This is a genomic window from Candidatus Pantoea communis, from assembly GCF_011752685.1.
Taxonomy (GTDB): Bacteria; Pseudomonadota; Gammaproteobacteria; order Enterobacterales; family Enterobacteriaceae; genus Pantoea; species Pantoea communis.
The window spans coordinates 58,441-84,569 of the sequence record NZ_VWXC01000013.1 but is presented as its reverse complement, the minus strand read 5'-3'; the positions used below and the strand labels follow the sequence as shown (position 1 = coordinate 84,569).

Genomic DNA, 26,129 nt, shown 5'->3' with positions numbered 1-26,129 from the left:
GACTCCCGTTAATTGAACCAGCTGCCGACGGGCAAGGTGACATCGAGCAGGCGGTCAAAGGCATAAAACAGTGCTATGCCCATCACCACACCGGACACCGCAGCCGCCCACCAGCGCGCGCCAAACAACAGCCCAATGCCAAAGGTCAGCAGCGTGGTGCATGCAGCAAAACCCAGACGCTCAAACAGCCAGCCATATACCATCAGCATGACGCACATCAGCACTAACTTTTTCAGTGTGGCGGCGGAAGGCCACTGCACCAGATCGGGTTTGCGCAGTAACATCATCACGGCGCAAATCGCCATTAATCCCAGCAGCAGCATCGGGAAAGGGCGTGGGCCGACCGGTTCATAGCTGTATTCACTCTGGATTTGCCAGGCAATAAACAGCCCGGCAATGCACAGCAGCAGCCAGATACCGGCGAAGATACGATCGCTCATCATCGACTCCGTTATTTGGCCAGGCCAAAGGATTTGGCTTTTTCGCGATAATCAGCCACCTGTTTTTTCACGTAGGCATCCAGCTCGCTGCCGAACATGTTGAATTCAAACAGTCCGCGCATATCTCGCTGTTGCTGGAATTCTTTGGTGGTCACCAATTTTTTGAACGCGTCTTCCCACCACTGATATTCCGCGTCAGTCACTTTCGGACCGAGGTAATAGCCGCGAATAATCGGCCATTCGACGTTATAGCCTTGCTCTTTGGCAGTTGGCACACTCGCCAGTTCACCCGGTAAGCGTTTATCAGACATCACTGCCAGCACGCGCAACTTGCCGGCTTGCAAATGTGGCACCATCTCGCTCATATCCCCGGAGACCACCTGAATATGGTTGCCAAGCAGAGCCGTTACCGGCTCGCCACCGCCCTCAAACGCGACATAGCGCATCTTGCGTGGGTCGATGCCCGCTTCGCGAGCCAGCAGGGCGGTTTTCATCCAGTCCTGACTCCCGATCGAAGCACCTGCGCCGACCACCACTTTGGTGGGATCGCTCTTCATGGCTTCCATCAGTTCACCGAGGTTTTTCCATGGGGCGTCATTGCGTACCGCGACGATGCCATAATCGGTGCCGACGGCAGCCAGCCACTTCACGTCGCTTTCTGAATAGCGGCCAAACTTGCCCTGAGAGAGATTGAGCAACGAACCGCCGGAGAAGGCCACCAGCGTGCCTGCTTCGGCGGGGCGCTGAGCAATGATGGCGTTGTAAGCCACCGCTCCCACACCGCCGGGCATATAGGTCACGCGCATCGGTTTACTGATTTCGCCGGTTTCCTGCATGGAAACCTGAATCAACTTACAGGTCAGATCAAAGCCACCGCCGGGTTTGGCGGGGGCGATACATTCTGTCCGGTCTGGCGCTTCCGCCAGCGCAGAAGAGATCGACAAAGCCACGAGGGTTGAGGCGAGGGCGAGGGGTAAGATTTTTTTCATTATTCGCTCCATTCATGCTTCCAGAGTGTGACAACTGCCGAACATTCGGCGTTGCTGAATTGTTAATGGTGTAACCTTTCATTTACCTTTCAGTGCTCGGGAAAAGTATCAGGATGTGATATGCGTCTCTTACTGGTGGAAGATACGGTTGACCTGGCCAGCTGGCTGCAAAAAGCGCTGACACAGAAAGGTTTTGCCGTGGATTGGGTCGCGGATGGCCTGGCGGCAGACCATGTGTTGCAGAGCGAAGACTATGCGGTGGTGGTGCTGGATGTATCACTGCCACGGCTGGATGGTCTGGCGGTGCTGGCGCGTTTGCGTAAGCGTGGGCAAACCACGCCGGTATTGTTGCTCACGGCTAAAAGTGCGCTGGAACAGCGCGTGCAGGGCCTCAATGCGGGCGCGGACGACTATCTCACTAAACCCTTTGAACTGGATGAGCTGGAAGCGCGCCTGCGGGCGCTGTTGCGTCGCAGCCAGGGGCAGACTGCGCAATCGCAGACCGTGGGCCAGCTGGAGCGCGACGGCGAAGGCTATTTTCTGCTGAATCATAAACCGTTGATGCTCACCCCGCGTGAAGCCAGCGTGCTCTCGACTTTGATGCAACGCCCTGGACGTCCGGTGTCACGCCAGCATCTTTATGAACAGACCTTTACCCTAACCGATGAAGCCAGCCTGGAAAGCATTGAGCTGTATGTGCATCGGGTGCGGAAAAAGCTGCAGGGCAGCGATGTCGCGATCGTGACGCTACGTGGGCTGGGATACAGTCTGGAGTGCCAGCCGTGCGCCTGAGCCATTCGCTGCGTGGTGAACTGTTGCTGTGGCTGGGCGCTCCGTTGATGCTGCTGTGGGGGTTGTCGGTTTATACCCATTACCAAAGTGCGCTGCAGGCGGCGAATCAAGCCTACGATCGCTCACTTCTCGCCTCGGCCCGCACGGTGGCGGAAAGGCTGGTGGTACGGCAAAACCATCTTGAAGTGGACGTGCCTTGGGTGGTGCTCGACAGTTTTGAGCGCAACATGAACGATCAGCTGTTCTATCAGGTGATCTCGCCGCAAGGCAAAACCCTTTCAGGTTACCCCGATCTGCCCCCTTTACCGCGCAACGCGCCGCTTTCTGAAGCCTATCCCGCATTAGTCCACTTTTACGATGGCAGCTACCGTAAGCAGCCGATTCGGATTGCGGCGTTATGGCAACCGGTAAACGAGCAGGGCGTAGAGGGGATGGCGCTGGTTCTGGTGGCGGAAACCCTGAACTCTCGCCATGGGTTTGCGGAAGGATTATTGCGCACCGCGTTGATCAGTCAAAGCTTTCTGGTGTTGATTACCTTGCTGTTAGCCAGCCTGTTATTACGCAAAGTGTTGCGGCCGCTGCGCCGATTATCGCGCATCATGCTACGACGTGCGCCAGGTGAGTTGACGCCTTTGCCGTCGCTATTGCCCTGGTCGGAATTGCAGCCGTTAATTATTGCCTTTAATCGACATCTGGAACGACTGCGCGGTTTGCTGGCACGACAGGAACGTTTTAGTGCCGACGTTTCACACCAATTACGTACACCGCTCACTATTTTAAAAACACAGGTTGGCGTTGCGCTCAACAGTGATGATCCTGCGCAGTGGCGGGAAAGTTTGCTTGGCATGCGCCATACGCTCAACGATACGGTGCAACTCACCGATCGGTTATTACAATTGGCACAAATTAAAGCCCGGCACGGTGAGGACAAGCCTTTTTCTCGGGTCAGTTTGAATGAAATTGTGGAACAGGCATGTTTCAGCAGCTATGCCGGCGCGCGCCACAAACACATCGATCTGGGATTTGAAGGCGACATTCCCTGTGTGGTGCAAGGCGATGGCTTATTACTGGCCGAACTCTGTGCCAACCTGCTGGACAATGCGATTAAATACACACCAGAAGGTGGGATCGTCACGGCGCGATTGCGGGAGAAACAGCTGGAAATTGAGGACAGCGGGCCGGGCATTAGTGCGGCACAACAGCATCAGGCATTGCAGCCGTTTGGTCGCCTGGATAATGCCAGCCAGCCCGGTGCGGGCATCGGGCTGGCGCTGGTCAAAGATATTTGTGCCTGGCACGGTGCGCAGTTGCTGCTGGATCGCAGCCCGCAACTGGGCGGGCTGCGCATCATCATCAGCTTTCGCTGAGCTGAACGGTGCGTTCACGTGGCTTGCGCAGCGGTGTTTTCAACCGTTGCGCCAGAATCACCCCCACCAACGTCATCCCGCCGCCAATCCAGTGATAGGCGTGCAGTTGCTCATGCAGGAACAGCACGGCAATGATGGCGGTAAACGCGGGCACAAAATTCATAAAAATGGTGGTGGTACTGGCACCGAGACGTTGCACACCAAGGATCCACAAGAACGGCGCGATAATGGACGCGAAAAGCCCGGCAAACAGCACCAGCGGAATGTTATGCAAGTTCAGCGTGACGTCCGGTGCGCGCAAGAATCCAGGCAGTAACAGCAACACACCAAAGAAAATCTGCACGTACAGGCTCTGCCAGGTCGGCAGAGGGATCGCCCAGCGTTTGGTCAGCACACCGTAAAGCGCATACGAGGTGGAAGCCGCCAGCATCATCAACTCGCCGTTGCCCAGACGCTGATTCAGCAACTGAGCTGGATTCCCTTCACTCACCAGCCATACCAAACCGGCAAAGGACAACAGGCCGCCGATCAAAATGCCGCGCGTCGGCGCAAGGCGTAAAACGAACAGGCTGAGCAGGATGGTCAGTAACGGAATCGTGGCACCCAATATACCCATCATCACCGCCGACACGCTGTGGGCGGCATAGTAGGCGAGACTTTGGTATAGCGCCATGCCCAGCAGGCCGAGGATCAATAATCGCCACAGATTGGCCTTAACGGCATGGCGATGACGCCACACGCCGGGCAGGCTGAAGGGGGCCAGCACGATGAGTGCCAGCAGCCAGCGATAGAAGGAGATGGCGGCAGGATCGATGCTCCCGGCAGAGAGTTTGCTGACGATGGTGTTGATCGACCAGATCATCACCGCAATCAGCGGAAACAGTAAATTCATCGTACGACTCCTGAGTTTAATCGCGAATAGTTTACATTTGACCGGTTTTGTTCAGATAGTTAAAATCGGACAATATTCGTTAGTGACCGGACAGAATGAATTTACAGATCGAGTATCAGCCGCCGATTGATGCGCCGCTACTGCGCTATTTTATGCGCTACGAGCAGGCTAACGCGAAAACTGAATATCTCCCGCATCTGCACAGTTGGGGTCAGGTGATTTTTGTCACCAGCCACGTGCTAGAGATGGAAGTGGAGGGGGAACGGTTATTAACGCCCGCTGATATGCCGATCTGGATCCCGCCAGAACAGCGCCACAGCAGCTATAACCATTGCCATGCCCAGTTCCGCACCTTCAATCTCGCCGCCGATCTCTGTGCGGGGATGCCCGACAATGCCTGTTTACTGCACGTTGATGCGATTGTGCACGCCATCATGAATGATTTTGCACAGCGTGAGTTGGAGCAGCCTCAAACGGAAGCGGACTGGCGACTGTGTGAAGTCTTGATTGATCGTCTGCGTCAGGCACCGGTGCACACCAGCTATTTGCCCTTGTCGGACGACAAATTTCTCGCGCCCATTTTGCGCGCGCTGGAAGAAAATCCCGGCGATAACACCACGCTGGCACAATGGGCGAAGCATGTGTTCACCACCGAGCGTACGCTGGCGCGACGTTGTCAGCAGCAGTTGAAGATGTCTTTCAGCGAATGGCGGCAGCGTTTACGGTTTTTGCGTGCCATTGCGCTGCTGGAGCAGGGTTGCAGCGTGCAGGGCATTGCACACGAACTGGGTTATAGCTCGTCGTCGGCGCTGATTGTGATGTTCCAGCAGCAGGCCGGCACCACGCCGGATCGCTATCGCAGCCGGTTAGGTTAATCCCCAGCTTTATGTAAGAATACGCGCCTCAAACGCCTCAGCAGACAGGACCGCCGCAGTGAAAATTCTCGTCGATGAAAACATGCCTTACGCTCGTGAACTCTTCAGTCGCACGGGTGAAGTATTGGCCGTGCCGGGACGTCCGTTACCCGAAGCAGAGTTACAGGATGCCAGCGGACTGATGGTGCGCTCGGTGACTAAAGTGAATGCGGCGCTGCTGTCCGGTACGCCAGTGAAATTTGTCGGTACCGCGACAGCAGGCACTGACCATGTCGATGATGCATCGCTGGCGGCCGCCGGCATTGCCTTCTCGGCGGCACCCGGCTGTAACGCAATTGCGGTGGTGGAGTATGTGTTCTCCTCATTGCTGCTGCTGGCCGAGCGCGATGGTTTTGAACTGCGCGATCGTACCGTGGGTATTGTCGGCGTCGGTAATGTCGGCGGTCGTCTGCAAAAACGCCTTGAAGCCTGGGGCGTGAAAACCCTGCTGTGTGATCCGCCGCGTGCAGATCGTGGCGATAAGGAAACGTTTCACTCGCTGGATGAGCTGGCGGCACAGGCCGATATTCTGACCTTCCACACACCGCTATTTAAAGACGGCCCCTATAAAAGCTGGCATCTGGCCGACATGGCTCTGCTGATGGCGCTCAAACCGAACACCATCCTGATCAATGCCTGCCGTGGTCCGGTCGTCGATAACACTGAGCTACTGGAAGTGCTGAGAATGCGCGACGATCTCAGCGTGGTGCTGGATGTGTGGGAACCGGAGCCGGATCTGAACCTCGATCTGTTGGATAAAGTGGATATCGCTACAGCGCATATCGCGGGCTATACGCTGGAAGGCAAGGCGCGTGGCACCACTCAGGTATTCGAAGCCTGGTGCGCGTTTATCGGTCAGCCGCAACAGGTCGCGCTGGAGACTCTGTTGCCTGCACCGGAATTTGGCACCATTACGCTGCACGGCAAGCTCGATCAGCCAACGCTGAAACGACTGGTGCACCTGGTGTATGATGTGCGCCGCGACGATGCGCCACTGCGAAAAGTGGCTGCCAAACCGGGCGAGTTTGATCGCCTGCGCAAGCAGTATGAAGAGCGTCGTGAATGGTCGTCACTGCAGGTGAAATGTGATGATGCCGATAGTGCCGCGATGCTGGAAAAGCTCGGTTTCCGCGCCAGTTTGTAAAGTTAAATCAATCCCCTGCGTTTTCGCGCGGGAAAAGTCTTAAATGTCAGGCGGTGTCATCACCGCCTTCTGTTTTTATGTCATTGTCTGGAGTAAACCAACATGTCTGACGGCTGGAATATTGCGCTATTGGGCGCAACAGGCGCAGTAGGGAACGCTGTACTGGAATTGCTGGCAGAACGCCAGTTCCCGGTTGGTGAATTGTATCTGCTGGCGAGCGAAAACAGCGCCGGTGAAAGTGTGCGTTTTGATGGTCGCACCCTGCGCGTGCAGGATGCGGCTGAATTTGACTGGACGCAGGCGCAGCTGGCGTTTTTCGCTGCCGGACGTGAAGCTTCCGCGCGTTACGCGGATGAAGCCGCGAGCCAGGGTTGCCTGGTGATCGACAGCAGCGATCTGTTCGCGCTGGAGCCGGATGTCCCGCTGGTGGTGCCTGATGTGAACCCGCAGGTGCTGGCCGATTATCGCAATCGCAATATCGTGACGGTGGCCGATGCGCTGGTAAGCCAGCTGTTAAGCGCTATCAAACCGCTGGTGGATACGGCGGGGTTAAGCCGTTTGCAGGTGACCAATCTGATGTCGGTTTCCAGCCACGGTAAAGCGGCAGTGGATGGCCTGGCGGGCGAAAGCGCACGTTTGCTGAATGGTGTACCGGCAGATGAGCACTATTTTGGTCGTCAGTTGGCGTTCAACCTGTTGCCGCAGTTAGCGGATAGCCATGGCAGCGTGGAGAGTGAACGTCGTCTGGTGGATCAGGTGCGCAAAGTGCTGCAGGACGAAGGCTTGCCAATTGCCGTCAGCAGCGTGCAGGCACCAGTGTTTTACGGCAACACGCAGATTGTGCATGTCGAAAATTTACGTCCGCTGTCAGCAGAAGAAGCGCGAGATGAACTGGCGCGTGCTGATGACATCAACCTCAGTGAGGACGGTGAATATCCGACGCCCGTCAGCGATGCATCAGGCAATGATGCGCTGAGCATTGGCAATGTGCGTAATGATTACGGTCTCCCTGAGCTGCTGCAATTCTGGTCCGTGGCTGACAACGTTCGTTTCGGCGGCGCACTGATGGCGGTAAAAACCGCTGAGAAATTGGTGCAGGAGTACTTCTATTAATGTTGTCTGAAGAAACGACATTTAAGCTGGCGTTAGGCATTGAGTACGACGGCAGCCGTTACTACGGCTGGCAGCGACAGAACGAAGTGCGCAGCGTGCAGGAAAAGCTGGAAAAAGCGCTGTCGAAAGTGGCGAATCACCCGGTGGTGGTGTTCTGCGCCGGACGCACGGATGCCGGTGTGCACGGTACCGGGCAAGTGGTGCATTTCGAAACTACCTCGCAGCGCGCCGACAGCGCCTGGACACTGGGCGTCAATGCCAACCTGCCGGATGACATCGCGGTGCGTTGGGTGAAAGCGGTGCCGGATGAATTTCATGCCCGCTTCAGCGCCACCGCGCGTCGTTACCGCTATGTGATTTTCAATCAGCGGCTGCGACCGGCGATTCTTGGCAACGGCATCACCCATTTTTATCATCCGCTGGATGTCGAGAAAATGCAGCGTGCCGGTCAGTGTTTAATTGGCGAGAACGACTTCACCTCGTTCCGTGCGGTGCAGTGCCAGTCGCGCACGCCGTGGCGCAACGTGATGCACCTTAACGTCACACGTTACGGACCTTATGTGATTGTCGATATCAAAGCCAACGCGTTCGTGCACCACATGGTGCGCAATATTGTCGGCAGCCTGATGGAAATTGGCTGCGGCAACCAGCCGGAAAGCTGGATGGCTGAGTTGCTGGCGGCAAAAGATCGTACTCTGGCGGCAGCGACCGCTAAAGCCGAGGGGTTGTATTTGGTGGCGGTGGATTACCCATCTCACTTTGCGTTACCTCAGCCTGCGTTGGGACCGTTGTTCCTCGCAGATTAAATTAAATGAGTAAGGATGTTTGGGAGCCGGAACATTATGGAATTCATCCACTTTTTGATCGACTTTATTCTCCATATTGATGTGCATTTAGCCGAACTGGTGGCGCAGTACGGCGTCTGGATTTACGCCATTCTGTTCCTGATCCTGTTCTGCGAAACCGGCCTGGTAGTCACGCCTTTCCTGCCAGGGGATTCGTTACTGTTTGTTGCTGGCGCGCTGGCGGCACTGCCGGGTAACGATCTCAACGTGCATTTAATGGTCACGCTGCTGGTGATTGCTGCCATCCTCGGCGATGCGGTGAACTACACTATTGGTCGGTTGTTCGGTGAGAAGTTGTTCAGCAATCCGAACTCGAAAATTTTTCGTCGCAGCTATCTGGATAAGACCCACGCCTTCTACGATCGCCACGGTGGCAAAACCATTATACTTGCGCGCTTTGTACCAATCGTGCGAACCTTTGCCCCCTTTGTGGCGGGGATGGGACACATGTCTTATCGCCACTTTGCGCTCTTCAACGTGACGGGCGCACTGCTGTGGGTGCTGTTGTTCTCCTATGCCGGTTACCTGTTTGGTGATTTGCCGGTGGTACAGGAGAACCTAAAACTGCTGATTGTTGGCATCATTGTGGTCTCAGTTTTGCCAGGCGTGATTGAAGTATGGCGCCATCGCCGTCAGGCACGTCAGCAGAAGCCACAGTAAGGCTGTCACCAGATTTTTATCCACAGCGTGAACGGGTTGTGGTTTAATGAGCGACATTTACGGCCTGCTGAAGGTGATTTCAGCAGTCACAAGAAGACTGGACCAGGTCAGCATTAAACAGAAAGGTCATCAATGAGCTGGATTGAACGCATACTGAATAAAAGTACCACCACGCCAACGCGCAAAGCCAGTATCCCGGAAGGGGTCTGGACCAAATGCGATAGCTGTGGTCAGGTGCTGTACCGCGCCGAACTGGAGCGTAACCTCGAGGTCTGCCCGAAGTGCGACCACCACATGCGCATGCACGCCCGTGAGCGTCTGCACACCATGCTGGATGAAGGTTCTCTGGTTGAATTAGGCAGCGAGCTGGAACCGAAGGATCTGCTCAAGTTCCGCGATTCTAAGAAGTACAAAGATCGTCTGGTTGCCGCACAGAAAGACACCGGTGAGAAAGATGCTCTGATCGCCATGAAAGGCACCCTGCACGGTATGCCCGTGGTGGCGGTGGCTTTTGAGTTCTCCTTTATGGGCGGCTCAATGGGCTCTGTGGTTGGCGCGCGCTTTGTGCGTGGCGTTGAGCAGGCACTGGAAGATAACTGCCCGCTGATCTGCTTCTCTGCCAGTGGCGGTGCCCGTATGCAGGAAGCGTTACAGTCGCTGATGCAGATGGCAAAAACCAGCGCAGCGCTGGCGAAAATGCAGGAGCGCGGCTTGCCGTACATCTCCGTGCTGACCGACCCAACCATGGGCGGTGTGTCTGCCAGCTTCGCGATGCTGGGCGATTTGAACGTTGCTGAACCGAAAGCGCTGATTGGCTTTGCCGGTCCACGCGTTATCGAACAGACCGTGCGTGAGAAACTGCCACCGGGCTTCCAGCGCAGTGAGTTCCTGATCGAAAAAGGCGCGATCGACATGATCATCCGTCGTCCGGAAATGCGCTTTAAGCTGGCCAGCCTGCTGGCGAAAATGATGAACCTGCCAGCGCCGCTGCAGGATGGTGATCAGCCTTCTACGGCTGTGCCAGAGAGCAACGAGGCCTGACAGGCAACGAAAAGCGGTGGTTAAACGCTTTTCACCAATGAACCGTAAACACCCAGTCATTCGAGTTGCAGCAAGGCGGCAAACGAATGAAGCCCCGGCAGCTTACCCAGTAAGGGATCGGGGGTGATTGAGTGCAGCCCACGCCGCTGCGGCTTGAATGACGATGTGTAAGATGAGTAAACGGGACACATGGACACTCTGCAGCTTCCTCAAGCCACGTCGCCTTTGGCCACGTGGCTTCATTATCTTGAACACCTGCATTCACAGGCCATCGAATTGGGCCTGGATCGTATTCAACGCGTCGCCGCACGCCTTGATCTGCTAAAACCCGCTCCGTTTATCTTCACCGTTGCCGGTACCAATGGCAAAGGCACCACCTGCCGCACGCTGGAAACGCTTTTGATGGCCGCAGGCTATCGCGTGGGCGTGTATAGCTCGCCGCATCTGGTGCGCTACACCGAACGCGTGCGCGTGCAGGGCTCCGAGCTGGATGAAGCGCTGCACAGCGCCAGTTTCGCCAGTATTGAAGCTGGACGCGGTGACATTTCACTCACCTACTTTGAATTCGGCACCCTCTCTGCACTGAATCTGTTCCGTGAGGCCAATCTTGATGTGGTGATCCTCGAAGTGGGTCTTGGCGGACGTCTTGATGCCACCAATATCATCGATGCGGATGTTGCGGTGATCACCAGCATCGCGCTCGATCACACCGATTGGCTGGGGCCGGATCGCGAAAGCATTGGTCGCGAAAAAGCCGGCGTGTTCCGTGGTGGCAAACCTGCAGTCGTCGGTGAAGCCGATATGCCGCACACCATCGCCGAAGTCGCGGCGGAGAAGGGCGCGCAGCTGCTGCAAATCAACCGTGACTGGCAGTGGCAGAAGCAGGAAAATAGCTGGACGTTGCAGGATAGACACGGTGAACTGCGCGACCTGCCGTTGCCGCAGGTGCCGTTGCCCAATGCGGCGACCGCGATCACCGCGCTGCGCGCATCAGGACTCAATGTCAGCGAAGCGGTGATCCGCGAACATTTGCCCTTAGCGATTCTGCCTGGGCGCTTCCAGACGGTGAGTGAAAGCCCGCGCGTGATTCTCGATGTGGCGCATAATCCGCATGCGGCGCATTATCTGGCTTCACGTCTGGCGGAGTTGCCGAAAAGCGGTAAAGTGCATGCAGTGGTCGGCATGTTGCATGACAAGGACATCGCGGGGACGCTGGCCGCGCTGGCACCGCAGGTGGATCGCTGGTTCTGTGCACCGCTTGACGGTCCGCGTGGCGCCACCGCCGATGAGCTGATCGCCCACCTTGAAGGTGGCAATGCGTATGATAACGTCGATGCAGCATGGCAGGCCGCGCGTCAGCAAGCCGCGCCTGAGGATGTGATTCTGGTGTGTGGTTCTTTCCACACCGTTGCACAGGTTATGGAATCGATGTCAGCGGAGAATGGCAGTGGCAAGTAAGTTTCAAAATCGCTTAGTCGGTACCGTCATTTTGGTGGCGATTGGCGTCATCGTGCTGCCGGGGCTGCTCGACGGCAAGAAAAAGCATTACAAAGAAGAGTTCGCGGCGATTCCGCTGGTGCCAAAGCCGGACGATCAGCAGGATAGCGAAATGGTGCCGCCGGTGACGCAACCGCTCCCGGCGCAGCCGCCGGAAGGGGCGAGCACGGCGCAAACCCCGGATAACGGTAATGCCAGCAGCTCGGCCAGCAATGGCAATGCGCAACCGGTGCAGAACAGCGAGCCTACGCTGGTGACACCGCCGCCGGTGCATCAGCAGATGAAGCCGGTTGAGCAGCCGAAGCCAAAAGTGGTCGAGCAGCCCAAACCTAAGCCGGTTGAACAGCCGAAGCCAAAACCGGTCGAACAACCGAAGCCCAAAGTGGTAGAACAACCGAAACCGGTTGAGCAGCCAAAAGCGGTCGAAACACCGAAACAGAGTGAACCGGAAGCGGCTCCTGCGGGGCAGGCGTTTGTGGTTCAGCTGGGTGCGCTAAAGAACGCGGCCAAGGTCAGTGAGATTGTGGCGCAACTGCGTCTGTCAGGATATCGTGCCTTTACCGTGCCATCCACGCCGGTGCAGGGACAAATCACGCGCATTTATGTGGGGCCGGATGCCTCAAAAGCGAAGCTGCAGAGTTCGCTGAGTGAGCTACAAAGCATCTCCGGGCTCGGTGGCGTGGTGAAACCGTACGGCACGCGTTAATGCTGTGATAAGCCGCGCCGATAGCAGTAAAAGGCGCGGTATAGCACAAGCGGTTAAGCGAAAATGTTGTGGTAAAGCTGTTTTATATCAGTGAGTTAAATTGCTGATTTTACTCAGGGCGAGGAAAGTTTTTTTCATCGCCCTTTTTATGGATACAGAACCGGAAAACCCTACGCAAACGTTTTCTTTTTCTGTTAGAATGCGCCCCGAACTGGATGCAGGGGTGCATAAGCACTGGGTTGGAAGCGTTCATGATCTGGATTGATTACGTCATTATTGCGGTAGTTGGTTTTTCGGCTCTGGTCAGCCTGATTCGTGGGTTTGTCCGGGAAGCCTTATCTCTCGTTACCTGGGGATGTGCGTTTTTTGTCGCCAGTCATTACTACACCTACCTTGCAGTCTGGTTTACAGGTTTTGACGACGAACTGGTTCGCAACGGCATCGCGATAGCGGTGTTATTCGTTGCCACTCTGATTGTGGGTGCCATCGTGAACTATGTGATCGGCTCGCTGGTTGAAAAAACCGGCTTGTCGGGAACCGACAGGGTGTTGGGGGTCTGTTTCGGGGCGTTGCGTGGCGTGCTGATTGTTTCCGCTATGCTCTTCTTCCTCGATACATTCACCGGCTTTTCCAAAAGCCCGGACTGGCAACAGTCGCAACTCATTCCCCAGTTCAGTTACATCATCAGGTGGTTTTTCGATTACCTGAAAAGCACGTCCAGTTTTATACCCCGGTAACGCCACCGGGAGTGCGGCCAATGAGGAAATGACAACATGTGCGGTATTGTTGGTATCACCGGTTTTATGCCAGTAAACCAGTCGATCTATGACGCGTTAACGGTGCTGCAGCACCGCGGGCAAGATGCCGCCGGCATTTGTACCATCGATGCGCTTAACTGCTTCCGTCTGCGTAAAGCGAATGGCCTGGTGAGCGATGTCTTCGAAGCACGCCACATGCAGCGTTTGCAGGGTAATATCGGGATTGGCCATGTTCGCTATCCAACCGCGGGCAGTTCCAGCGCTTCTGAAGCGCAGCCTTTCTACGTAAACTCCCCGTATGGCATCACGCTGGCGCACAACGGCAACCTGACCAACGCGCACGAACTGCGTAAGCATCTGTTCGAAGTGGGTCGCCGTCACGTTAACACCACCTCTGATTCTGAAATCCTGCTGAACATCTTTGCGCAGGAGCTCGACCGTTTCCAGCATGACCCGTTGGAAGCTGACAACATTTTTGCTGCGGTAGCGGCAGTGCACCAACAGGTGCGCGGCGCTTACGCAGTGGTTTCGATGATTATTGGCCATGGTTTAGTTGCGTTCCGCGATCCAAACGGGATTCGCCCATTAGTGCTGGGTAAACGCGTGATTGCTGATGGTCGCACCGAATATATGGTAGCGTCTGAAAGCGTAGCACTGGATACTTTAGGCTTCGAGTTCATCCGCGATGTGGCGCCTGGTGAAGCGGTGTACATCACCGAGCAGGGACAACTCTCCACGCGCCAGTGTGCTGAGAATCCCAAAACCAACCCTTGCCTGTTCGAATACGTCTACTTTGCGCGTCCAGACTCCTTCCTTGATAAGGTGTCGGTCTACAGCGCACGTGTGCGTATGGGCACCAAACTCGGTCAGAAAATTGCCCGCGAATGGGAAGACCTGGATATCGATGTGGTGATTCCTATCCCGGAAACCTCCACTGATGCCGCGCTGGAAATCGCCCGTATTCTCGACAAGCCATATCGTCAGGGCTTCGTGAAAAACCGCTATGTGGGCCGCACCTTTATCATGCCAGGCCAGCATATGCGTCGTAGCGCGATTCGCCGCAAACTGAACGCCAACCGTGCTGAGTTCCGTGATAAGAACGTGCTGCTGGTTGACGATTCCATCGTGCGTGGCACCACGTCTGAGCAGATCATTGAAATGGCGCGCGAAGCCGGTGCAAAACGTGTTTACCTGGCGTCTGCCGCACCGGAAATTCGTTTCCCGAACGTCTACGGTATCGATATGCCGAGCGCTACCGAACTGATCGCGCATGGTCGTGAAGTGGAAGAAATTCGCCAGCTGATCAAAGCCGATGCGCTGATCTTCCAGGACCTCGATGATCTGATCGAAGCAGTACGTGAAGAGAACCCGGATATCGCACAGTTTGAGTGCTCGGTATTCAACGGCGTTTACGTCACCAAAGATGTCGACCAGCAGTACCTCGAGTATTTGCAGTCACTGCGTAATGACGATGCGAAAGCAATTCAGCGTCAGAACGAAGTGGAAGGTCTGGAGCTGCATAACGAAGGCTAACCGCCTCGTGGTGCTCATCTTTAACAGGGCGGGGGAGACTCCGCCCTGTTTGTTTTTGTATTTTTGCTCAGTGAGCGGCTATCATTGCCGCAATCTGAACGGGCAGGGCTGAATAATGAAACGACTGATCATTGGTATTTCCGGCGCCAGTGGCGCGATATACGGCGTGCGATTGTTGCAAGTGCTGCAACCTTTGGCCGATGTGGAAACCCATTTGGTGATCAGTCCGGCTGCGCGTCAGACGTTATCGCTGGAAACGGATTACAGCCTGCGTGATGTGCAAGCACTGGCTGATGTGGTGCATGACGTACGTGATATCGCTGCCAGCATCTCATCAGGTTCCTTCAAGACACTTGGCATGGTGATTTTACCCTGTTCAATGAAAACCCTTTCCGGCATCGTGCACAGCTACAGTGATAGTTTGCTGACGCGCGCCGCCGATGTGGTGCTGAAGGAGCAGCGTAAACTGGTCCTGTGCGTGCGCGAAACGCCGCTGCATCTTGGGCATTTACGCATGATGACCACGGCCGCGGAATTGGGCGCCCTGATCATGCCGCCGGTGCCCGCTTTTTATCACCGCCCACAAAAAATTGAAGATCTGGTCGATCAAACCGTCAATCGCGTCATTGATCAATTCGATATTGAGCTGCCGCAAGACCTGTTTACCCGTTGGCATGGCGCATAATGGTGCAATTTTGCACTAACTGTGTGCAATTTCGCGTGCCCGATCACTCTTCGTGCATCTTGTGCACCAAAAGTTAACAATGTCGCTTTTTCTTCCTCACGCCGCTGTTATATTTCCCTCACAAACTAAGTGCTTGCGCCCCTGAAGGGCGCGGTATTTAGTGCGCCTGAGCACGCTTTCGCCGTTTTGCATAACTGGCATGAAACCTGCAAATCATTCAGCGCAAACACACATCACGACCATATAACAATAAGCACTTCACTTGAGGGTTACCTATGAAAAAGCGAGTTCTGGCTCTTTCCCTGATGCTGGCCATGTCCAGCGCTGCGAGCGTGTTCGCTGCGGTACCAAAAACGCTGCGCATCGGGACAGACCCGACCTACCCGCCGTTTGAATCCAAGAATGCACAAGGCCAGTTAGTCGGCTTTGACATCGATCTGGCGAACGAAATCTGTAAGCGTATCGAGACCAAATGTACTTATGTGGAAAGTGATTTTGATGCACTGATCCCGTCGCTGAAAGCGAAGAAGATCGACGCTATCATCTCTTCTCTCTCCATCACCGAGAAACGTCAGGAAGAGATCGCCTTCTCTGAAAAACTTTACGCCGCCAATGCGCGTTTAGTGGCGAAGAAAGGTTCCAGCCTGCAACCGACCATCGAATCGCTGAAAGGTAAAAACATTGGTTTGCTGCAGGGTACCACTCAGGAAACCTACGCGAACGAAAACTGGCGTCCAAAAGGTGTCACCGTGACGCCATACGCCAACCAGGATCTGGTGTATCAGGATCTGGATGCAGGTCGTATCGATGCGGCTTTCCAGGATGAAGTGCAGGCGAGCGAGGGCTTCCTGAAACAGCCAGTGGGCAAAAACTATGCGTTTGCCGGTCCAGCGGTTAAAGATGACAAAATCTTTGGTGTCGGTACCGGTATGGGCTTGCGCAAAGACGATGCCGATCTGAAAGCAGCCATCGACAAAGCGTTCGATGCCATGCGTAAAGATGGCACTTACGACAAAATTGCGAAGAAGTACTTTGATTTCAACGTATACGGCGATTAATTGTCCTGTTTTCTGACCTTGATGATTGATTTGCAGCAGGGTTGGTCATAACTATTCACTCCGGGCGCTTACTTATGTAAACTCCCGGGGTTCATACGCTTGCCGCCATCTACCCTGTGATTCAAATCCTGGTCAGGACTGTCCGTTAGTTGGGCAGCGTTTGTTATTTTCCCTCACGACAGGATCGAACCCATGCTGTATGGCTATTCTGAAGTAATCCTAAAAGGCACCCTGGTGACCCTTGAGCTGGCACTCAGCTCCGTGGTGCTTGCCTTAGTGCTTGGTTTAATGGGCGCTGGCGCCAAACTCTCTCGCAGTCGCCTGCTGGTGATGATTGCTGAAGGCTACACCACCTTAATCCGCGGTGTACCTGATCTGGTTTTGATGTTGCTGATCTTCTACGGTCTGCAAATCGCTCTCAATACGGTCACTGATGCGCTGGGCATGGCGCAGTTTGATATCGATCCGATGGTGGCCGGTATCATCACACTTGGCTTCATCTATGGTGCCTATTTCACCGAAACCTTCCGGGGTGCTTTTCTCGCTGTGCCAAAAGGGCAGATTGAAGCGGCTACCGCTTTCGGTTTCACCGGTTCGCAAACTTTCCGTCGTATTTTGTTCCCGGCGATGATGCGTTTTGCGTTACCAGGTATTGGCAATAACTGGCAGGTGATTCTCAAAGCCACAGCGCTGGTGTCGCTGCTGGGGCTGGAAGACGTGGTGAAAGCCACGCAGCTGGCGGGTAAAAGTACCTGGCAGCCGTTCTACTTCGCGATCGTCGCGGGGGTGATTTATCTGGTGTTTACCACGCTGTCGAACGGCGTGCTGTGGTGGCTTGAACGCCGCTACACGGTGGGTGTGAAAAGGGCAGAGCTATGATCGATATTATTCAGGAGTATTGGAAACAGCTGCTCTGGACCGATGGTTACCGTTTTACCGGCGTCGCCATTACGTTGTGGTTGTTGATTCTTTCCGTGGTGATCGGTGGTTGTATGGCGGTGTTGCTGGCAATTGCGCGTGTATCGCCAAATCGTTATATCTCAACGCCCGTCTGGCTGTTCACCTATGTCTTCCGTGGTACGCCGCTGTATGTCCAGCTGCTGGTATTCTATTCCGGCATGTATACGCTGGAAGTGGTGAAAGGATCGGAGCTGCTGAATGCCTTCTTCCGCAGCGGCCTGAACTGTACGCTGCTGGCCTTTACGCTGAACACCTGCGCTTACACCACCGAAATTTTTGCCGGGGCCATTCGCGCGGTTCCCCATGGCGAAATTGAAGCGGCACGCGCTTACGGTTTCTCCCCGTTTAAAATGTATCGCTGCATCATACTACCGTCGGCGCTGCGTACCGCGCTGCCAGCCTACAGTAATGAAGTGATCCTAATGCTGCACTCCACCGCGCTGGCATTTACCGCCACGGTGCCGGATCTGCTGAAAATTGCGCGTGATATCAACTCGGCGACCTACCAGCCGTTTACCGCGTTTGGCATCGCTGCGGTGCTGTATCTGATTATCTCTTACGTGCTGATTAGCCTGTTCCGCAAGGCGGAACGCCGCTTCCTGGCGCACGTGAAACCTTCTTCATCGCATTGAGTATCACTATGGCTGACAACAAATTAAGCGTTACCGAACTGCACAAGCGTTACGGTGAACATGAAGTTTTGAAAGGCGTATCACTGCAGGCGAACGCCGGCGATGTGATCAGCATCATTGGCTCGTCCGGTTCCGGGAAAAGTACCTTCTTACGCTGCATTAACTTCCTCGAAAAGCCGAGCGAAGGCACCATTTCGGTTAACAACGAGCAAATCAATCTGGTGCGCGATACCGATGGACAGCTGAAAGTGTCCAACAAAGAGCAGCTGCGTTCACTGCGCACTCGTCTGACCATGGTGTTCCAGCACTTTAATTTGTGGAGCCATATGACGGTGCTGGATAACGTCACCGAAGCGCCAATCCAGGTGCTGGGGCTGAGCAAAGCCGAAGCGCGTGAGCGTGCGATTAAATATCTGGATAAAGTCGGCATTGATGAGCGTGCGCGTGCTAAATATCCGGTGCATCTTTCGGGCGGTCAGCAGCAGCGTGTGTCCATTGCCCGCGCCCTGGCGATGGAGCCGGAAGTGCTGTTATTTGATGAACCGACTTCTGCGCTGGATCCCGAGTTAGTCGGCGAAGTGCTGCGCATCATGCAGAAACTGGCTGAAGAGGGTAAAACCATGGTGGTGGTGACGCATGAGATGGAGTTTGCTCGTCATGTTTCCAATCACGTGATTTTCCTGCATCAGGGCAAGATTGAAGAGCAGGGCTCGCCAGATGAGCTTTTCGGCAACCCGAAAAGCCCACGTTTGCAGCAGTTCCTGTCGGGATCGCTGAAGTAAATTTTGCACGATGGTTAAGGCGATGGAAGCGGGGGCAGAGGAGCAAAGCATCCCGCGCCAGGGATGGCGCGGGCTGAGGCCCAGGGATGGTTTATGCCGTCTTTACGATCTGCCCCCGCTTCCTGAGCAGGCGCTGAAAACTCACTCTCGCAGTAACCTCAGCGCCGTATCTTCATCGGTTACCAGTCCCGATACCCAGCCGCCCTGCAAGGCAGCCCGAATCGCCGGGTACTTACGCTCGCTGCCGGAAAAACCAATAATCTTGCGCGTTGTCTGGCTCTCCAGCAATACGCTGGTCAGTAGCTCATCGGTTTCGCCCCACACGCGCTCACCTTGCTGATTGAAAAAGTGACCGAGCATTTCGCCCACCACGCCGCGTGCATTCAGTGCCTCAACCTGTGCATCGGTGATAAATCCTTCGGCATTTAACGGACAACCCGGCATCACTTCCCCAATCCCCACAAAAGCCACGTCCGCCTGCAATGCGCGATCGGTGACGCGCTGATACACCTGATGCTGCACCCACATCGCTTTATCCTGTGGTGTGTCGGCGTACAGCGGCGCAGGAATGAAGAAATATTTGCCCTGCATCTTTTCGGCCATTTTCAACGGCACATCGTAGCGTGTACCGGAATCATCGCGTGCAATCGCCCCAATCATCGAAACGCACTGATGCTGCGGACGATCCACCCACGGCAATGCATCGATCATTGAGCGTAGAGTCTTGCCCGAACCAATGCCAAACACCTGCGGCGTTTCCTCATTGATGAACTGTGACATCACCGCCGCGCCTTCCACCGCCAGCATTTGTTGAATAGCGTCATCATTCAGATTGGCCGACGGCACCACGCGGCACAGATCCAGACCAAACTTCTCCTGCACCTCGCGCGCCAGTTGCAAACAGTGCGTGACGGGATGATCGATTTTCACGCTCACCATGCCCATCTCGCGTGCGCTGGAGACCAGGCGCTGCGCCACCTGACGTGATAATCCCAATGCCTGCGCAATCTCTTGCTGCGTGACGCCTGCAACGTAGTACATCCACGCGGCACGTGCGGCCAGCTCCTGCTTTTTCTCTTCTCTGCTCATCACGCTGTTCCGTCAAAACTGATGCGACATCTTAGCGCGTGTTTTACGAAAAGCACTAACTGAGCAAAAGCCCTAAAAAAGAGCAAATGTATTATTTGTGATAAGGCTCGCAGAACGATCCTCACCACGCACACTATGCTACCTGTCATCGGGCAAATGCCCTGTCTTGTGGCAAATGTTTAATTGAGGCGATTATGACCAATCAATCAGTGTGGATGCACATCGGCGCGGGATCTTTCCATCGGGCACATCAGGCGTGGTATCTGCATAAACTGCGCGAGCAGGGTGACGAAAGCTGGAGCATCGCGCTCGGCAATATTCGCAATGACGCGGTGCCGTTGCTCAATCAGCTCGCGGCGCAGAATGGCGAATATGTGCTGGAAACCGTGACGCCAGAAGGTGAGCGTGATTACGAAACCATCACCTCGCTGCGCAAAATCTTGCCGTGGGACAGTGAAATTAGCGCGCTGGTTGAGCAGGGGGCCAATCCGCAAACCCGTGTAATTGGCTTTACCGTGACTGAAGCGGGCTACTACCTGACACCTGAATTTAAATTGGATCTCAATCAGGCAGACGTGAAGGCCGATCTGGGTGGCGACTTCCGCACTATTTATGGCGCACTCAGCCGCATCCTGACAGCGCGTGTTGCACAAGGTGGCACGCCGGTCACACTGCTGAACTGTGACAACCTGCGCCATAACGGCGAGCGTTTCCGTGAGGGGTTCCTCGCCTTCCTTGCCGCCAAAGGCGATACCGCGCTGGCAGATTGGGTGCGCACGCAGACCACTTCACCGAATACCATGGTCGATCGCATCACACCGCGCCCTACGCCGGATGTGGCGGAGCGCGTGCAAGCCGCAACCGGCAAACAGGATGGGGCAGCGGTGATGGCAGAGTCCTTTATTCAGTGGGTGATTGAAGATGACTTTATTGCCGAGCGTCCGGCGCTGGAAAAGGTCGGCGTTGAGCTGGTGGAATCGGTGCTGCCGTGGGAAGAGGCGAAAATCCGCATCCTCAATGCGACACATGCCGCGATTGCCTGGGCGGGCACGCTGATTGGCTTGAACTATATCGATGACAGCACACGTCATCCGGCGATTTATCAACTGGCGCACGACTACGTCACTCAGGATGTTATTCCCTCTCTGTCGCCCAGCCCGCTTGATTTAGCCGATTACCGCGACGTGGTGCTGGCCCGCTTTAGCAACCCATACATCAAAGACACCAACCAGCGCGTGGGTGCTGATGGCCTGTCCAAAATTCCCGGCATGGTGACGCCAACCCTGCAACAGTGCTACCAGCGCGGTGCGCAGCCCAGTGCAACAGCGGTGATTCCGGCACTGTTCTTCCTGTTCATGCAGCGCTGGGCCAATGACGATCTGCCTTACACCTATCAGGATGGTGCGCTGCAAGCCGATGCGCTGCGCAAACAATTCGGCAGCGCCGACCCATTAAAATCCTTCCTGAGTGACAGCGCGCTGTTTGCGGAACTGGCCAACGATAAGGCGTTTCACGCGCTGGTGACCCGTCGTGTTGAGAGTTTGCAGCAGTGGCTGAAACAGCCAGAACTGGCGGCGGTGTAATCATGTATCTCGGCATCGATATCGGCACCTCAGAACTTAAAGCGCTGATCGTTAATACACACGGCGAGATTGTGGCGTCTCAGCACGCCACGCTGGCTGTGCAGCGCCCACATCCCCACTGGGCAGAACAGGATCCCGAACGCTGGTGGCAAGCCTGCACTGAAGTGCTGGCGGGATTACGTCATCAATCCCCTGATGCGTGGGCCGCGATCCGTGCCATCGGCTTATCCGGTCAGATGCATGGCGCTGTGCTGCTGGATGCGGACGACAAGGTGTTGCGTCCATGCATCTTGTGGAACGACACGCGCAGTGCGCCGCAGTGTGATGTGCTGCGTAAATGCTATCCGCAGATGATGGCGATCAGCGGCAACATGATCATGCCCGGCTTCACCGCGCCGAAACTGCGCTGGGTGGCAGAGCATGAGCCAGCAATCTTCAGCCGCATCGATAAGGTCCTGCTGCCAAAAGATTACCTGCGCTGGCGTCTTACCGGGCGCTTTGTCAGTGAACCTTCCGATGCTGCCGGCACGTTGTGGCTGGATGTGGCGAAGCGTGATTGGTCTGATGAACTGCTGGGAATAACGGGCCTGACGCGCGCGCAGATGCCTGAGCTGGTAGAAGGCAGCGCGGTGAGTGGCCACTTGCAAGCGGCACTCGCGAGCGAGTGGGGCTTATCCACTTCGGTGACGGTGGCCGGTGGTGGTGGTGACAATGCCGCTTCAGCGGTCGGTGTGGGTGCGGTCAATCCCGGTGATGCCTTTATCTCATTGGGCACGTCCGGCGTGATCTTCGTGGTGAACGATCGCTTACAGGCCGATCCTCAATCTGGGGTGCATGCCTTCTGCCATGCGTTACCGGGCCGCTGGCATCAGATGAGTGTGATGCTCAGCGCCGCCAGTTGTCTGCGCTGGCTGTGCAATCTGCTGTCGGTAAGCGAAAGCCAACTGATGGAGGAGATGGCACAGCTCAGTGATGAACAACTGCGCCGCGCACCGGTTTTCCTGCCTTATCTGTCAGGCGAGCGCACACCGCATAACGATCCTGACGCCTCCGGTTCTTTCTTCAATCTACGCCACGAAACGCCGCGTGCCTTGCTGGGCTATGCGGTGATCGAAGGTGTGGCATTTGGGCTGGCGGATGGGTTAGCCGTGCTCGGTGACGCTCAGCATCACATTCAGCAATGCAGCCTGACCGGCGGTGGTGCGCGTAGCACGCTGTGGGCACAGCTGATTGCCGATGTGCTGCAACTGCCTATCGTCACCCACCCGGCCAGCGCATCCGGTGCACTGGGCGCCGCGCGTTTAGCGTGGCTGGCGGATGGCGGTCTTGAGCATGAGGTGTGTCTGAAACCGGCGATACAGGCGCGCTACCAACCGGACGTGACGCGCGGTGCGGTGCTGCAACAGCGGCTGCGTCTGTTCCGCGAACTCTACATCCAACAACAACAGGTACGCAGCTTGCTGCCTGCATAACGGCTTACCAAACAGAAGGTGATGGTGATGCAATCGAACGAATACTGGTTTGGCTTACCGAAAAAGATGTTCTGGGGCTTCCTCGCTATCGCGATTTTCATGGCGGGTGATGGCTTTGAAATGGCGTTTCTGTCTCGCCATATCACCGACATGGGATTTACACCTGCGCAATCTGCGGTGGTGTTTACTTTCTATGGTTTAGCGGCGGCGCTGGCGGCCTGGGCGTCGGGCGTGGTGGCTGAGCTGATCACCCCGCAGCGCGCGATGATGATTGGCTTTTTGCTGTGGATCGTGATGCATGCGCTGTTTATGTCGCTGGGGCTTGGCCTGCGCAATTATCCGCTGATGGTGCTGTTCTACGGCATCCGTGGGTTGGCTTATCCGCTGTTTATCTACTCGTTCATGATGATGCTGGTGCAGGTCTTACCACGTGAGAAACTGGCGGCAGCAACCGGCTGGTTCTGGGCAATGTATTCCGTCGGCATCGGCGTGGTCGGCAGCTACCTGCCAAGTCTGATCATCCCGATGCTGGGGGAAACCGGGACGTTGTGGCTGGCGATCGTCTGGGTGGCCTGTGGTGGGATTCTGGCGTACTTCAGCCTGCGCAATGTGCCGGTGGATCGCTCGCGGGTGAATTTGCCGATGCGTGACAAAATGACCGAGATGTCGCGGGCCGTGACCATCCTGTTCACCAATCAGCACGTATTTTATGCCTGCCTGATTCGCATCATCAACACGCTATCGCTGTTTGGTTTTGCCATCATCATGCCACTGCTGTTTGTCGATCGTCTCGGCTTCACCATCTCTGAATGGCTGCAGATCTGGGCGGTGTTCTTCTTCGTCACCATCTTCACCAACATCTTCTGGGGCATCACCGGTGAGAAGCTAGGCTGGATCCGTCAGGTACGCTGGTTCGGTTGTTTAGGAATGGCGATTTCCAGCCTGATGTTTTATTACCTGCCGCTGTATGCCGGTCACAACTTCTGGGTGGCGCTGATTCCGGCAGTGATGCTGGGGATCTTTGTGGCGGCGTTTGTGCCGATGACGGCGGTGTTCCCGACGCTGGAACCGCATCACAAAGGTGCCGCCGTCTCGATCTACAACTTGTCGGCGGGCCTGAGCAATTTCGTGGCACCAGCCATCGCTTCAGTGATGTTGCCGTTCTTTGATATTGTCGGGGTGGTATGGGCTTACACCGTGCTGTATGTGTTTGCGGGCGTGCTGACCTTTATCATTCGCGTGCCGCAGCCGGGGCATACCCGAGAGGAGAGGGCGGTGAAATCGCGCGTCGCGGAGCAGCGTAGCTAATGGAAAAACGGCGGCTCAGGGCCGCCGTCTGTTTATCAGACCACATCCTGCAGCGCTTCCTGCAAATCATACCAACGGAAACCAAAACCCGACTCCTCCAGCCGTTTCGGTAACACGTGTTGTCCACCGAGCACCAATACCGCGGATTCACCCATCATCAATTTAATCGCACTGGCAGGCGTGCGCATAAACGCCGGTCGATGCATCACGTGGCCAAGGGTGGCGGCGAACTGCTCATTGCGTACCGCATAAGGCGCGACCATGTTGAAAGGTCCACTCAGGTTGTTATTGTCGATAAGCCAGATGATCGCGTTAACCAGATCGTCAATGTGAATCCACGGCAGATACTGCTTACCACTGCCAATTGGACCGCCGACGCCCAGTTTGAACGGCAGCTTCATTTTTGCCAGCGCGCCGCCTTCCTCTGCCAACACTACGCCAGTACGTAATAAGCAAACGCGGGTGCGATCGCTCTGTGCATTAAGCGCCAGCTGTTCCCAACGTGCACACAGGGCATGAGTGAACTCATCGTGACCGGGATCGTCTTCCGTTAATACCAGATCGCCGGTATCACCATAAAAGCCGGTCGCGGATCCGGAAATTAAAAAATGCGGTGGGTTGCTGCTGGCGTGGATCAGCGAAACGATTTGCTCGGTGATCTGCCAGCGACTTTCACACAGCCGCTGTTTCTGTTGTTCGGTCCAGCGTTTATCGGCGATCGGCTCGCCCGCCAGATTAATCACGCCATCAATACCGTCGAGATCGGTTTGCTGATTGATACCGGACCATAGCGAAACGCGAGGATCCAGTTTGTCCCGTGCCGCCGCGACATCTCGGGTGACGACGTTCACCTGATGTCCGAGCAACAGCAGACGTGGTATCAAATGGCGGCCTATCAAACCTGTGCCACCGGTAATAAGCAGGTGCATGCTGAGCCTCCTTGTAATTTATTTTCTGCTCAGACTGATCATAGAAGAGAAGCGCACGGATAGCGTGACAGCGCTTACGCTAATGAAGAAAAAGGGAAAGTTTGTGTTGGTCTTAAGGTCAAAGATCCGACCAGCACACCATTGCCTAAACAAATAAAAATCGGTAAATAGAAAGCACACCTGATGCTTATTGAGGCAGCCGATGAACTATCCATCCATCACCTTGTGGTCCGATGCATCCTTTTTCAGCCCTTACGCTATGTCTGTCTACGTTGCACTCACCGAGAAAGGCATTCCTTTCACCCTAAAGCGCGTGGACCTGGCGCAAAACGCTCAGCTTGAAGATGACTATCGCGCGCTGTCGCTCACCTGTCGCGTGCCTACGCTGCAAATTGATGATCTGGTGCTCAATGAATCTTCAGCGATTGCTGAATACCTTGAAGAGCGTTTTCCGGCCCCTGAATTTGAGCGTCTCTATCCACGCGATCGTGAAAAGCGTGCGCATGCGCGTGAAGTGCAGGCGTGGTTGCGCAGTGATTTAATGGCGCTGCGTGCTGAGCGTCCGACGGAAGTGCTGTTTGCCGGCGAGCGCTTTGCGCCATTAACTCCGGCTGGTGAGCAGGCGGCAAGCAAGTTGATTGCGGCGGTTCAGCGCCTGCTACCGGATGGACAACAAAACCTGTTTGGTGAATGGTCGATTGCCGACACCGATTTGGCGGTGATGATTAACCGCCTGGCACTGCATGGCGACACGTTACCGGTGAAATTGCAGCATTACGCCGAGTTTCAGTGGCAACGCGCGTCAGTGCAATTGTGGCTGGCCGAATCGGGCAAATCACGCTAAGCACGAAGAGCCTTGCGGAGGCGAAAAGAACGCTTTACCTTACCGCTCATTCTAATAAAGCATCGCAAACAGGCGCGTGCTGGGCACGCCGAAAAC

At 55.5% G+C, this 26,129-nt stretch carries 26 protein-coding genes; 21 read left to right on the top strand and 5 right to left on the bottom strand.

All coding sequences use genetic code 11. The annotated features are described in order from the left end of the window. Positions 1-8 precede the first annotated feature (8 nt). Both F3J37_RS17600 and F3J37_RS17595 read right to left on the bottom strand, forming a co-directional pair. A complete protein-coding gene (locus F3J37_RS17600; RefSeq protein WP_034825136.1) occupies positions 9-440 on the bottom strand; it encodes a tripartite tricarboxylate transporter TctB family protein in 432 nt (143 codons plus the stop codon). A gap of 11 nt (positions 441-451) precedes the next feature. Continuing rightward, positions 452-1,429 (bottom strand): Bug family tripartite tricarboxylate transporter substrate binding protein, encoded by a 978-nt coding sequence (locus tag F3J37_RS17595; protein WP_034825134.1) that lies wholly within the window; start codon positions 1,427-1,429, stop codon positions 452-454. Positions 1,430-1,549: 120 nt separating this feature from the next. On the opposite strand from F3J37_RS17595, the gene tctD reads away from it, so the two are divergent. Further along, positions 1,550-2,221 carry a transcriptional regulator TctD gene (gene tctD, locus F3J37_RS17590; RefSeq protein ID WP_097116562.1) on the top strand — a complete coding sequence of 224 codons (672 nt, stop codon included), beginning with the start codon at positions 1,550-1,552 and terminating at the stop codon, positions 2,219-2,221. After that, positions 2,212-3,588 carry a sensor histidine kinase N-terminal domain-containing protein gene (locus F3J37_RS17585; RefSeq protein ID WP_160869159.1) on the top strand — a complete coding sequence of 459 codons (1,377 nt, stop codon included), beginning with the start codon at positions 2,212-2,214 and terminating at the stop codon, positions 3,586-3,588. The genes tctD and F3J37_RS17585 overlap by 10 nt, the downstream gene beginning before the upstream one ends. Here the strand turns inward: F3J37_RS17585 and F3J37_RS17580 are convergent. After that, positions 3,575-4,480 (bottom strand): DMT family transporter, encoded by a 906-nt coding sequence (locus F3J37_RS17580; RefSeq protein ID WP_166934779.1) that lies wholly within the window; start codon positions 4,478-4,480, stop codon positions 3,575-3,577. The two genes, F3J37_RS17585 and F3J37_RS17580, sit on opposite strands and share 14 nt — an antisense overlap. Before the next feature lie 95 nt (positions 4,481-4,575). Here F3J37_RS17580 and F3J37_RS17575 point away from each other — a divergent pair, with 95 nt between their 5' ends. The 15 genes from F3J37_RS17575 to hisP all read left to right on the top strand — a co-directional run bounded on the left by F3J37_RS17575 (position 4,576) and on the right by hisP (position 18,808). After that, entirely contained in the window at positions 4,576-5,355 is a 780-nt protein-coding gene (locus F3J37_RS17575) for an AraC family transcriptional regulator (RefSeq protein WP_166934777.1), read from the top strand. Positions 5,356-5,413: 58 nt separating this feature from the next. Continuing rightward, positions 5,414-6,538, top strand: coding sequence for a 4-phosphoerythronate dehydrogenase PdxB (pdxB, locus tag F3J37_RS17570; RefSeq protein ID WP_166934775.1), 1,125 nt, complete (start codon positions 5,414-5,416; stop codon positions 6,536-6,538). Positions 6,539-6,640: 102 nt separating this feature from the next. After that, a complete protein-coding gene (locus F3J37_RS17565) occupies positions 6,641-7,651 on the top strand; it encodes an aspartate-semialdehyde dehydrogenase (RefSeq protein ID WP_058962341.1) in 1,011 nt (336 codons plus the stop codon). Beyond that, entirely contained in the window at positions 7,651-8,457 is an 807-nt protein-coding gene (gene truA, locus F3J37_RS17560; RefSeq protein WP_160869153.1) for a tRNA pseudouridine(38-40) synthase TruA, read from the top strand. Before F3J37_RS17565 ends, truA begins: the two co-directional genes overlap by 1 nt. A 36-nt stretch (positions 8,458-8,493) precedes the next feature. Next, positions 8,494-9,156, top strand: a complete 663-nt coding sequence (locus tag F3J37_RS17555) for a DedA family protein (RefSeq protein WP_166934773.1) — start codon at positions 8,494-8,496, stop codon at positions 9,154-9,156. A 132-nt stretch (positions 9,157-9,288) separates the two neighbouring features. Then, positions 9,289-10,197: an acetyl-CoA carboxylase, carboxyltransferase subunit beta gene (accD, locus tag F3J37_RS17550; RefSeq protein ID WP_034825118.1), complete on the top strand. Its 909-nt coding sequence runs from the start codon at positions 9,289-9,291 to the stop codon at positions 10,195-10,197. A 189-nt stretch (positions 10,198-10,386) separates the two neighbouring features. After that, positions 10,387-11,655 carry a bifunctional tetrahydrofolate synthase/dihydrofolate synthase gene (gene folC, locus F3J37_RS17545; RefSeq protein ID WP_166934771.1) on the top strand — a complete coding sequence of 423 codons (1,269 nt, stop codon included), beginning with the start codon at positions 10,387-10,389 and terminating at the stop codon, positions 11,653-11,655. Next, on the top strand, positions 11,645-12,400 hold the full coding sequence (dedD, locus tag F3J37_RS17540; protein WP_166934769.1) for a cell division protein DedD: 756 nt from the start codon (positions 11,645-11,647) through the stop codon (positions 12,398-12,400). The genes folC and dedD overlap by 11 nt, the downstream gene beginning before the upstream one ends. Positions 12,401-12,651: 251 nt before the next feature. Then, positions 12,652-13,137, top strand: a complete 486-nt coding sequence (gene cvpA / locus F3J37_RS17535) for a colicin V production protein (protein ID WP_034825265.1) — start codon at positions 12,652-12,654, stop codon at positions 13,135-13,137. Between the two features lie 36 nt (positions 13,138-13,173). Further along, positions 13,174-14,691 (top strand): amidophosphoribosyltransferase, encoded by a 1,518-nt coding sequence (purF, locus tag F3J37_RS17530; RefSeq protein ID WP_034825114.1) that lies wholly within the window; start codon positions 13,174-13,176, stop codon positions 14,689-14,691. Between the two features lie 115 nt (positions 14,692-14,806). Beyond that, the gene (locus F3J37_RS17525; protein WP_038645698.1) at positions 14,807-15,376 is read left to right on the top strand and encodes a UbiX family flavin prenyltransferase; all 570 of its coding nucleotides are present in this window, start codon (positions 14,807-14,809) and stop codon (positions 15,374-15,376) included. Positions 15,377-15,651: 275 nt separating this feature from the next. Further along, positions 15,652-16,434, top strand: a complete 783-nt coding sequence (gene argT / locus F3J37_RS17520) for a lysine/arginine/ornithine ABC transporter substrate-binding protein ArgT (protein WP_034825110.1) — start codon at positions 15,652-15,654, stop codon at positions 16,432-16,434. Between the two features lie 192 nt (positions 16,435-16,626). Further along, positions 16,627-17,313: a histidine ABC transporter permease HisQ gene (locus tag F3J37_RS17515; RefSeq protein ID WP_038645701.1), complete on the top strand. Its 687-nt coding sequence runs from the start codon at positions 16,627-16,629 to the stop codon at positions 17,311-17,313. Then, positions 17,310-18,026 (top strand): ABC transporter permease, encoded by a 717-nt coding sequence (locus F3J37_RS17510; RefSeq protein WP_034825106.1) that lies wholly within the window; start codon positions 17,310-17,312, stop codon positions 18,024-18,026. The genes F3J37_RS17515 and F3J37_RS17510 overlap by 4 nt, the downstream gene beginning before the upstream one ends. An 8-nt stretch (positions 18,027-18,034) precedes the next feature. Next, on the top strand, positions 18,035-18,808 hold the full coding sequence (gene hisP / locus F3J37_RS17505; RefSeq protein ID WP_038645703.1) for a histidine ABC transporter ATP-binding protein HisP: 774 nt from the start codon (positions 18,035-18,037) through the stop codon (positions 18,806-18,808). A 141-nt stretch (positions 18,809-18,949) separates the two neighbouring features. Here hisP and F3J37_RS17500 read toward each other — a convergent pair whose 3' ends face one another. Next, positions 18,950-19,897, bottom strand: a complete 948-nt coding sequence (locus F3J37_RS17500; RefSeq protein WP_166934767.1) for a sugar-binding transcriptional regulator — start codon at positions 19,895-19,897, stop codon at positions 18,950-18,952. 194 nt (positions 19,898-20,091) lie between these two features. Between F3J37_RS17500 and dalD the strand changes: the two genes are divergently transcribed. Genes dalD through F3J37_RS17485 form a run of 3 tightly spaced genes read left to right on the top strand, consistent with a single transcriptional unit; the run spans position 20,092 to position 24,260 of the window. Then, the gene (gene dalD / locus F3J37_RS17495; RefSeq protein ID WP_166934765.1) at positions 20,092-21,480 is read left to right on the top strand and encodes a D-arabinitol 4-dehydrogenase; all 1,389 of its coding nucleotides are present in this window, start codon (positions 20,092-20,094) and stop codon (positions 21,478-21,480) included. 2 nt (positions 21,481-21,482) lie between these two features. Continuing rightward, on the top strand, positions 21,483-22,952 hold the full coding sequence (xylB, locus tag F3J37_RS17490) for a xylulokinase (protein ID WP_166934763.1): 1,470 nt from the start codon (positions 21,483-21,485) through the stop codon (positions 22,950-22,952). Positions 22,953-22,979: 27 nt separating this feature from the next. Further along, positions 22,980-24,260, top strand: a complete 1,281-nt coding sequence (locus tag F3J37_RS17485; RefSeq protein WP_166934761.1) for an MFS transporter — start codon at positions 22,980-22,982, stop codon at positions 24,258-24,260. 35 nt (positions 24,261-24,295) lie between these two features. Here the strand turns inward: F3J37_RS17485 and F3J37_RS17480 are convergent, their stop codons facing one another. Next, positions 24,296-25,189 (bottom strand): TIGR01777 family oxidoreductase, encoded by an 894-nt coding sequence (locus F3J37_RS17480; RefSeq protein ID WP_166934759.1) that lies wholly within the window; start codon positions 25,187-25,189, stop codon positions 24,296-24,298. A gap of 202 nt (positions 25,190-25,391) precedes the next feature. On the opposite strand from F3J37_RS17480, the gene yfcF reads away from it, so the two are divergent. Beyond that, complete coding sequence (gene yfcF / locus F3J37_RS17475; RefSeq protein ID WP_166934757.1) at positions 25,392-26,033, top strand: glutathione transferase; 642 nt, start codon at positions 25,392-25,394, stop codon at positions 26,031-26,033. The last annotated feature ends 96 nt before the right edge of the window (positions 26,034-26,129 follow it).

Coding starts and splice junctions, on each gene's coding strand:
- F3J37_RS17525 (WP_038645698.1), top strand. CDS start 14,807: ATGAAACGACTGATCATTGGTATTTCCGGCGCCAGTGGCGCGATATAC.
- tctD (WP_097116562.1), top strand. CDS start 1,550: ATGCGTCTCTTACTGGTGGAAGATACGGTTGACCTGGCCAGCTGGCTG.
- argT (WP_034825110.1), top strand. CDS start 15,652: ATGAAAAAGCGAGTTCTGGCTCTTTCCCTGATGCTGGCCATGTCCAGC.
- F3J37_RS17480 (WP_166934759.1), bottom strand. CDS start 25,189: ATGCACCTGCTTATTACCGGTGGCACAGGTTTGATAGGCCGCCATTTG.
- folC (WP_166934771.1), top strand. CDS start 10,387: ATGGACACTCTGCAGCTTCCTCAAGCCACGTCGCCTTTGGCCACGTGG.
- F3J37_RS17580 (WP_166934779.1), bottom strand. CDS start 4,480: ATGAATTTACTGTTTCCGCTGATTGCGGTGATGATCTGGTCGATCAAC.
- F3J37_RS17600 (WP_034825136.1), bottom strand. CDS start 440: ATGAGCGATCGTATCTTCGCCGGTATCTGGCTGCTGCTGTGCATTGCC.
- xylB (WP_166934763.1), top strand. CDS start 21,483: ATGTATCTCGGCATCGATATCGGCACCTCAGAACTTAAAGCGCTGATC.
- hisP (WP_038645703.1), top strand. CDS start 18,035: ATGGCTGACAACAAATTAAGCGTTACCGAACTGCACAAGCGTTACGGT.
- F3J37_RS17510 (WP_034825106.1), top strand. CDS start 17,310: ATGATCGATATTATTCAGGAGTATTGGAAACAGCTGCTCTGGACCGAT.
- F3J37_RS17565 (WP_058962341.1), top strand. CDS start 6,641: ATGTCTGACGGCTGGAATATTGCGCTATTGGGCGCAACAGGCGCAGTA.
- truA (WP_160869153.1), top strand. CDS start 7,651: ATGTTGTCTGAAGAAACGACATTTAAGCTGGCGTTAGGCATTGAGTAC.
- F3J37_RS17485 (WP_166934761.1), top strand. CDS start 22,980: ATGCAATCGAACGAATACTGGTTTGGCTTACCGAAAAAGATGTTCTGG.
- yfcF (WP_166934757.1), top strand. CDS start 25,392: ATGAACTATCCATCCATCACCTTGTGGTCCGATGCATCCTTTTTCAGC.
- F3J37_RS17515 (WP_038645701.1), top strand. CDS start 16,627: ATGCTGTATGGCTATTCTGAAGTAATCCTAAAAGGCACCCTGGTGACC.
- accD (WP_034825118.1), top strand. CDS start 9,289: ATGAGCTGGATTGAACGCATACTGAATAAAAGTACCACCACGCCAACG.
- cvpA (WP_034825265.1), top strand. CDS start 12,652: ATGATCTGGATTGATTACGTCATTATTGCGGTAGTTGGTTTTTCGGCT.
- dalD (WP_166934765.1), top strand. CDS start 20,092: ATGACCAATCAATCAGTGTGGATGCACATCGGCGCGGGATCTTTCCAT.
- F3J37_RS17555 (WP_166934773.1), top strand. CDS start 8,494: ATGGAATTCATCCACTTTTTGATCGACTTTATTCTCCATATTGATGTG.
- purF (WP_034825114.1), top strand. CDS start 13,174: ATGTGCGGTATTGTTGGTATCACCGGTTTTATGCCAGTAAACCAGTCG.
- F3J37_RS17500 (WP_166934767.1), bottom strand. CDS start 19,897: ATGAGCAGAGAAGAGAAAAAGCAGGAGCTGGCCGCACGTGCCGCGTGG.
- F3J37_RS17575 (WP_166934777.1), top strand. CDS start 4,576: ATGAATTTACAGATCGAGTATCAGCCGCCGATTGATGCGCCGCTACTG.
- F3J37_RS17595 (WP_034825134.1), bottom strand. CDS start 1,429: ATGAAAAAAATCTTACCCCTCGCCCTCGCCTCAACCCTCGTGGCTTTG.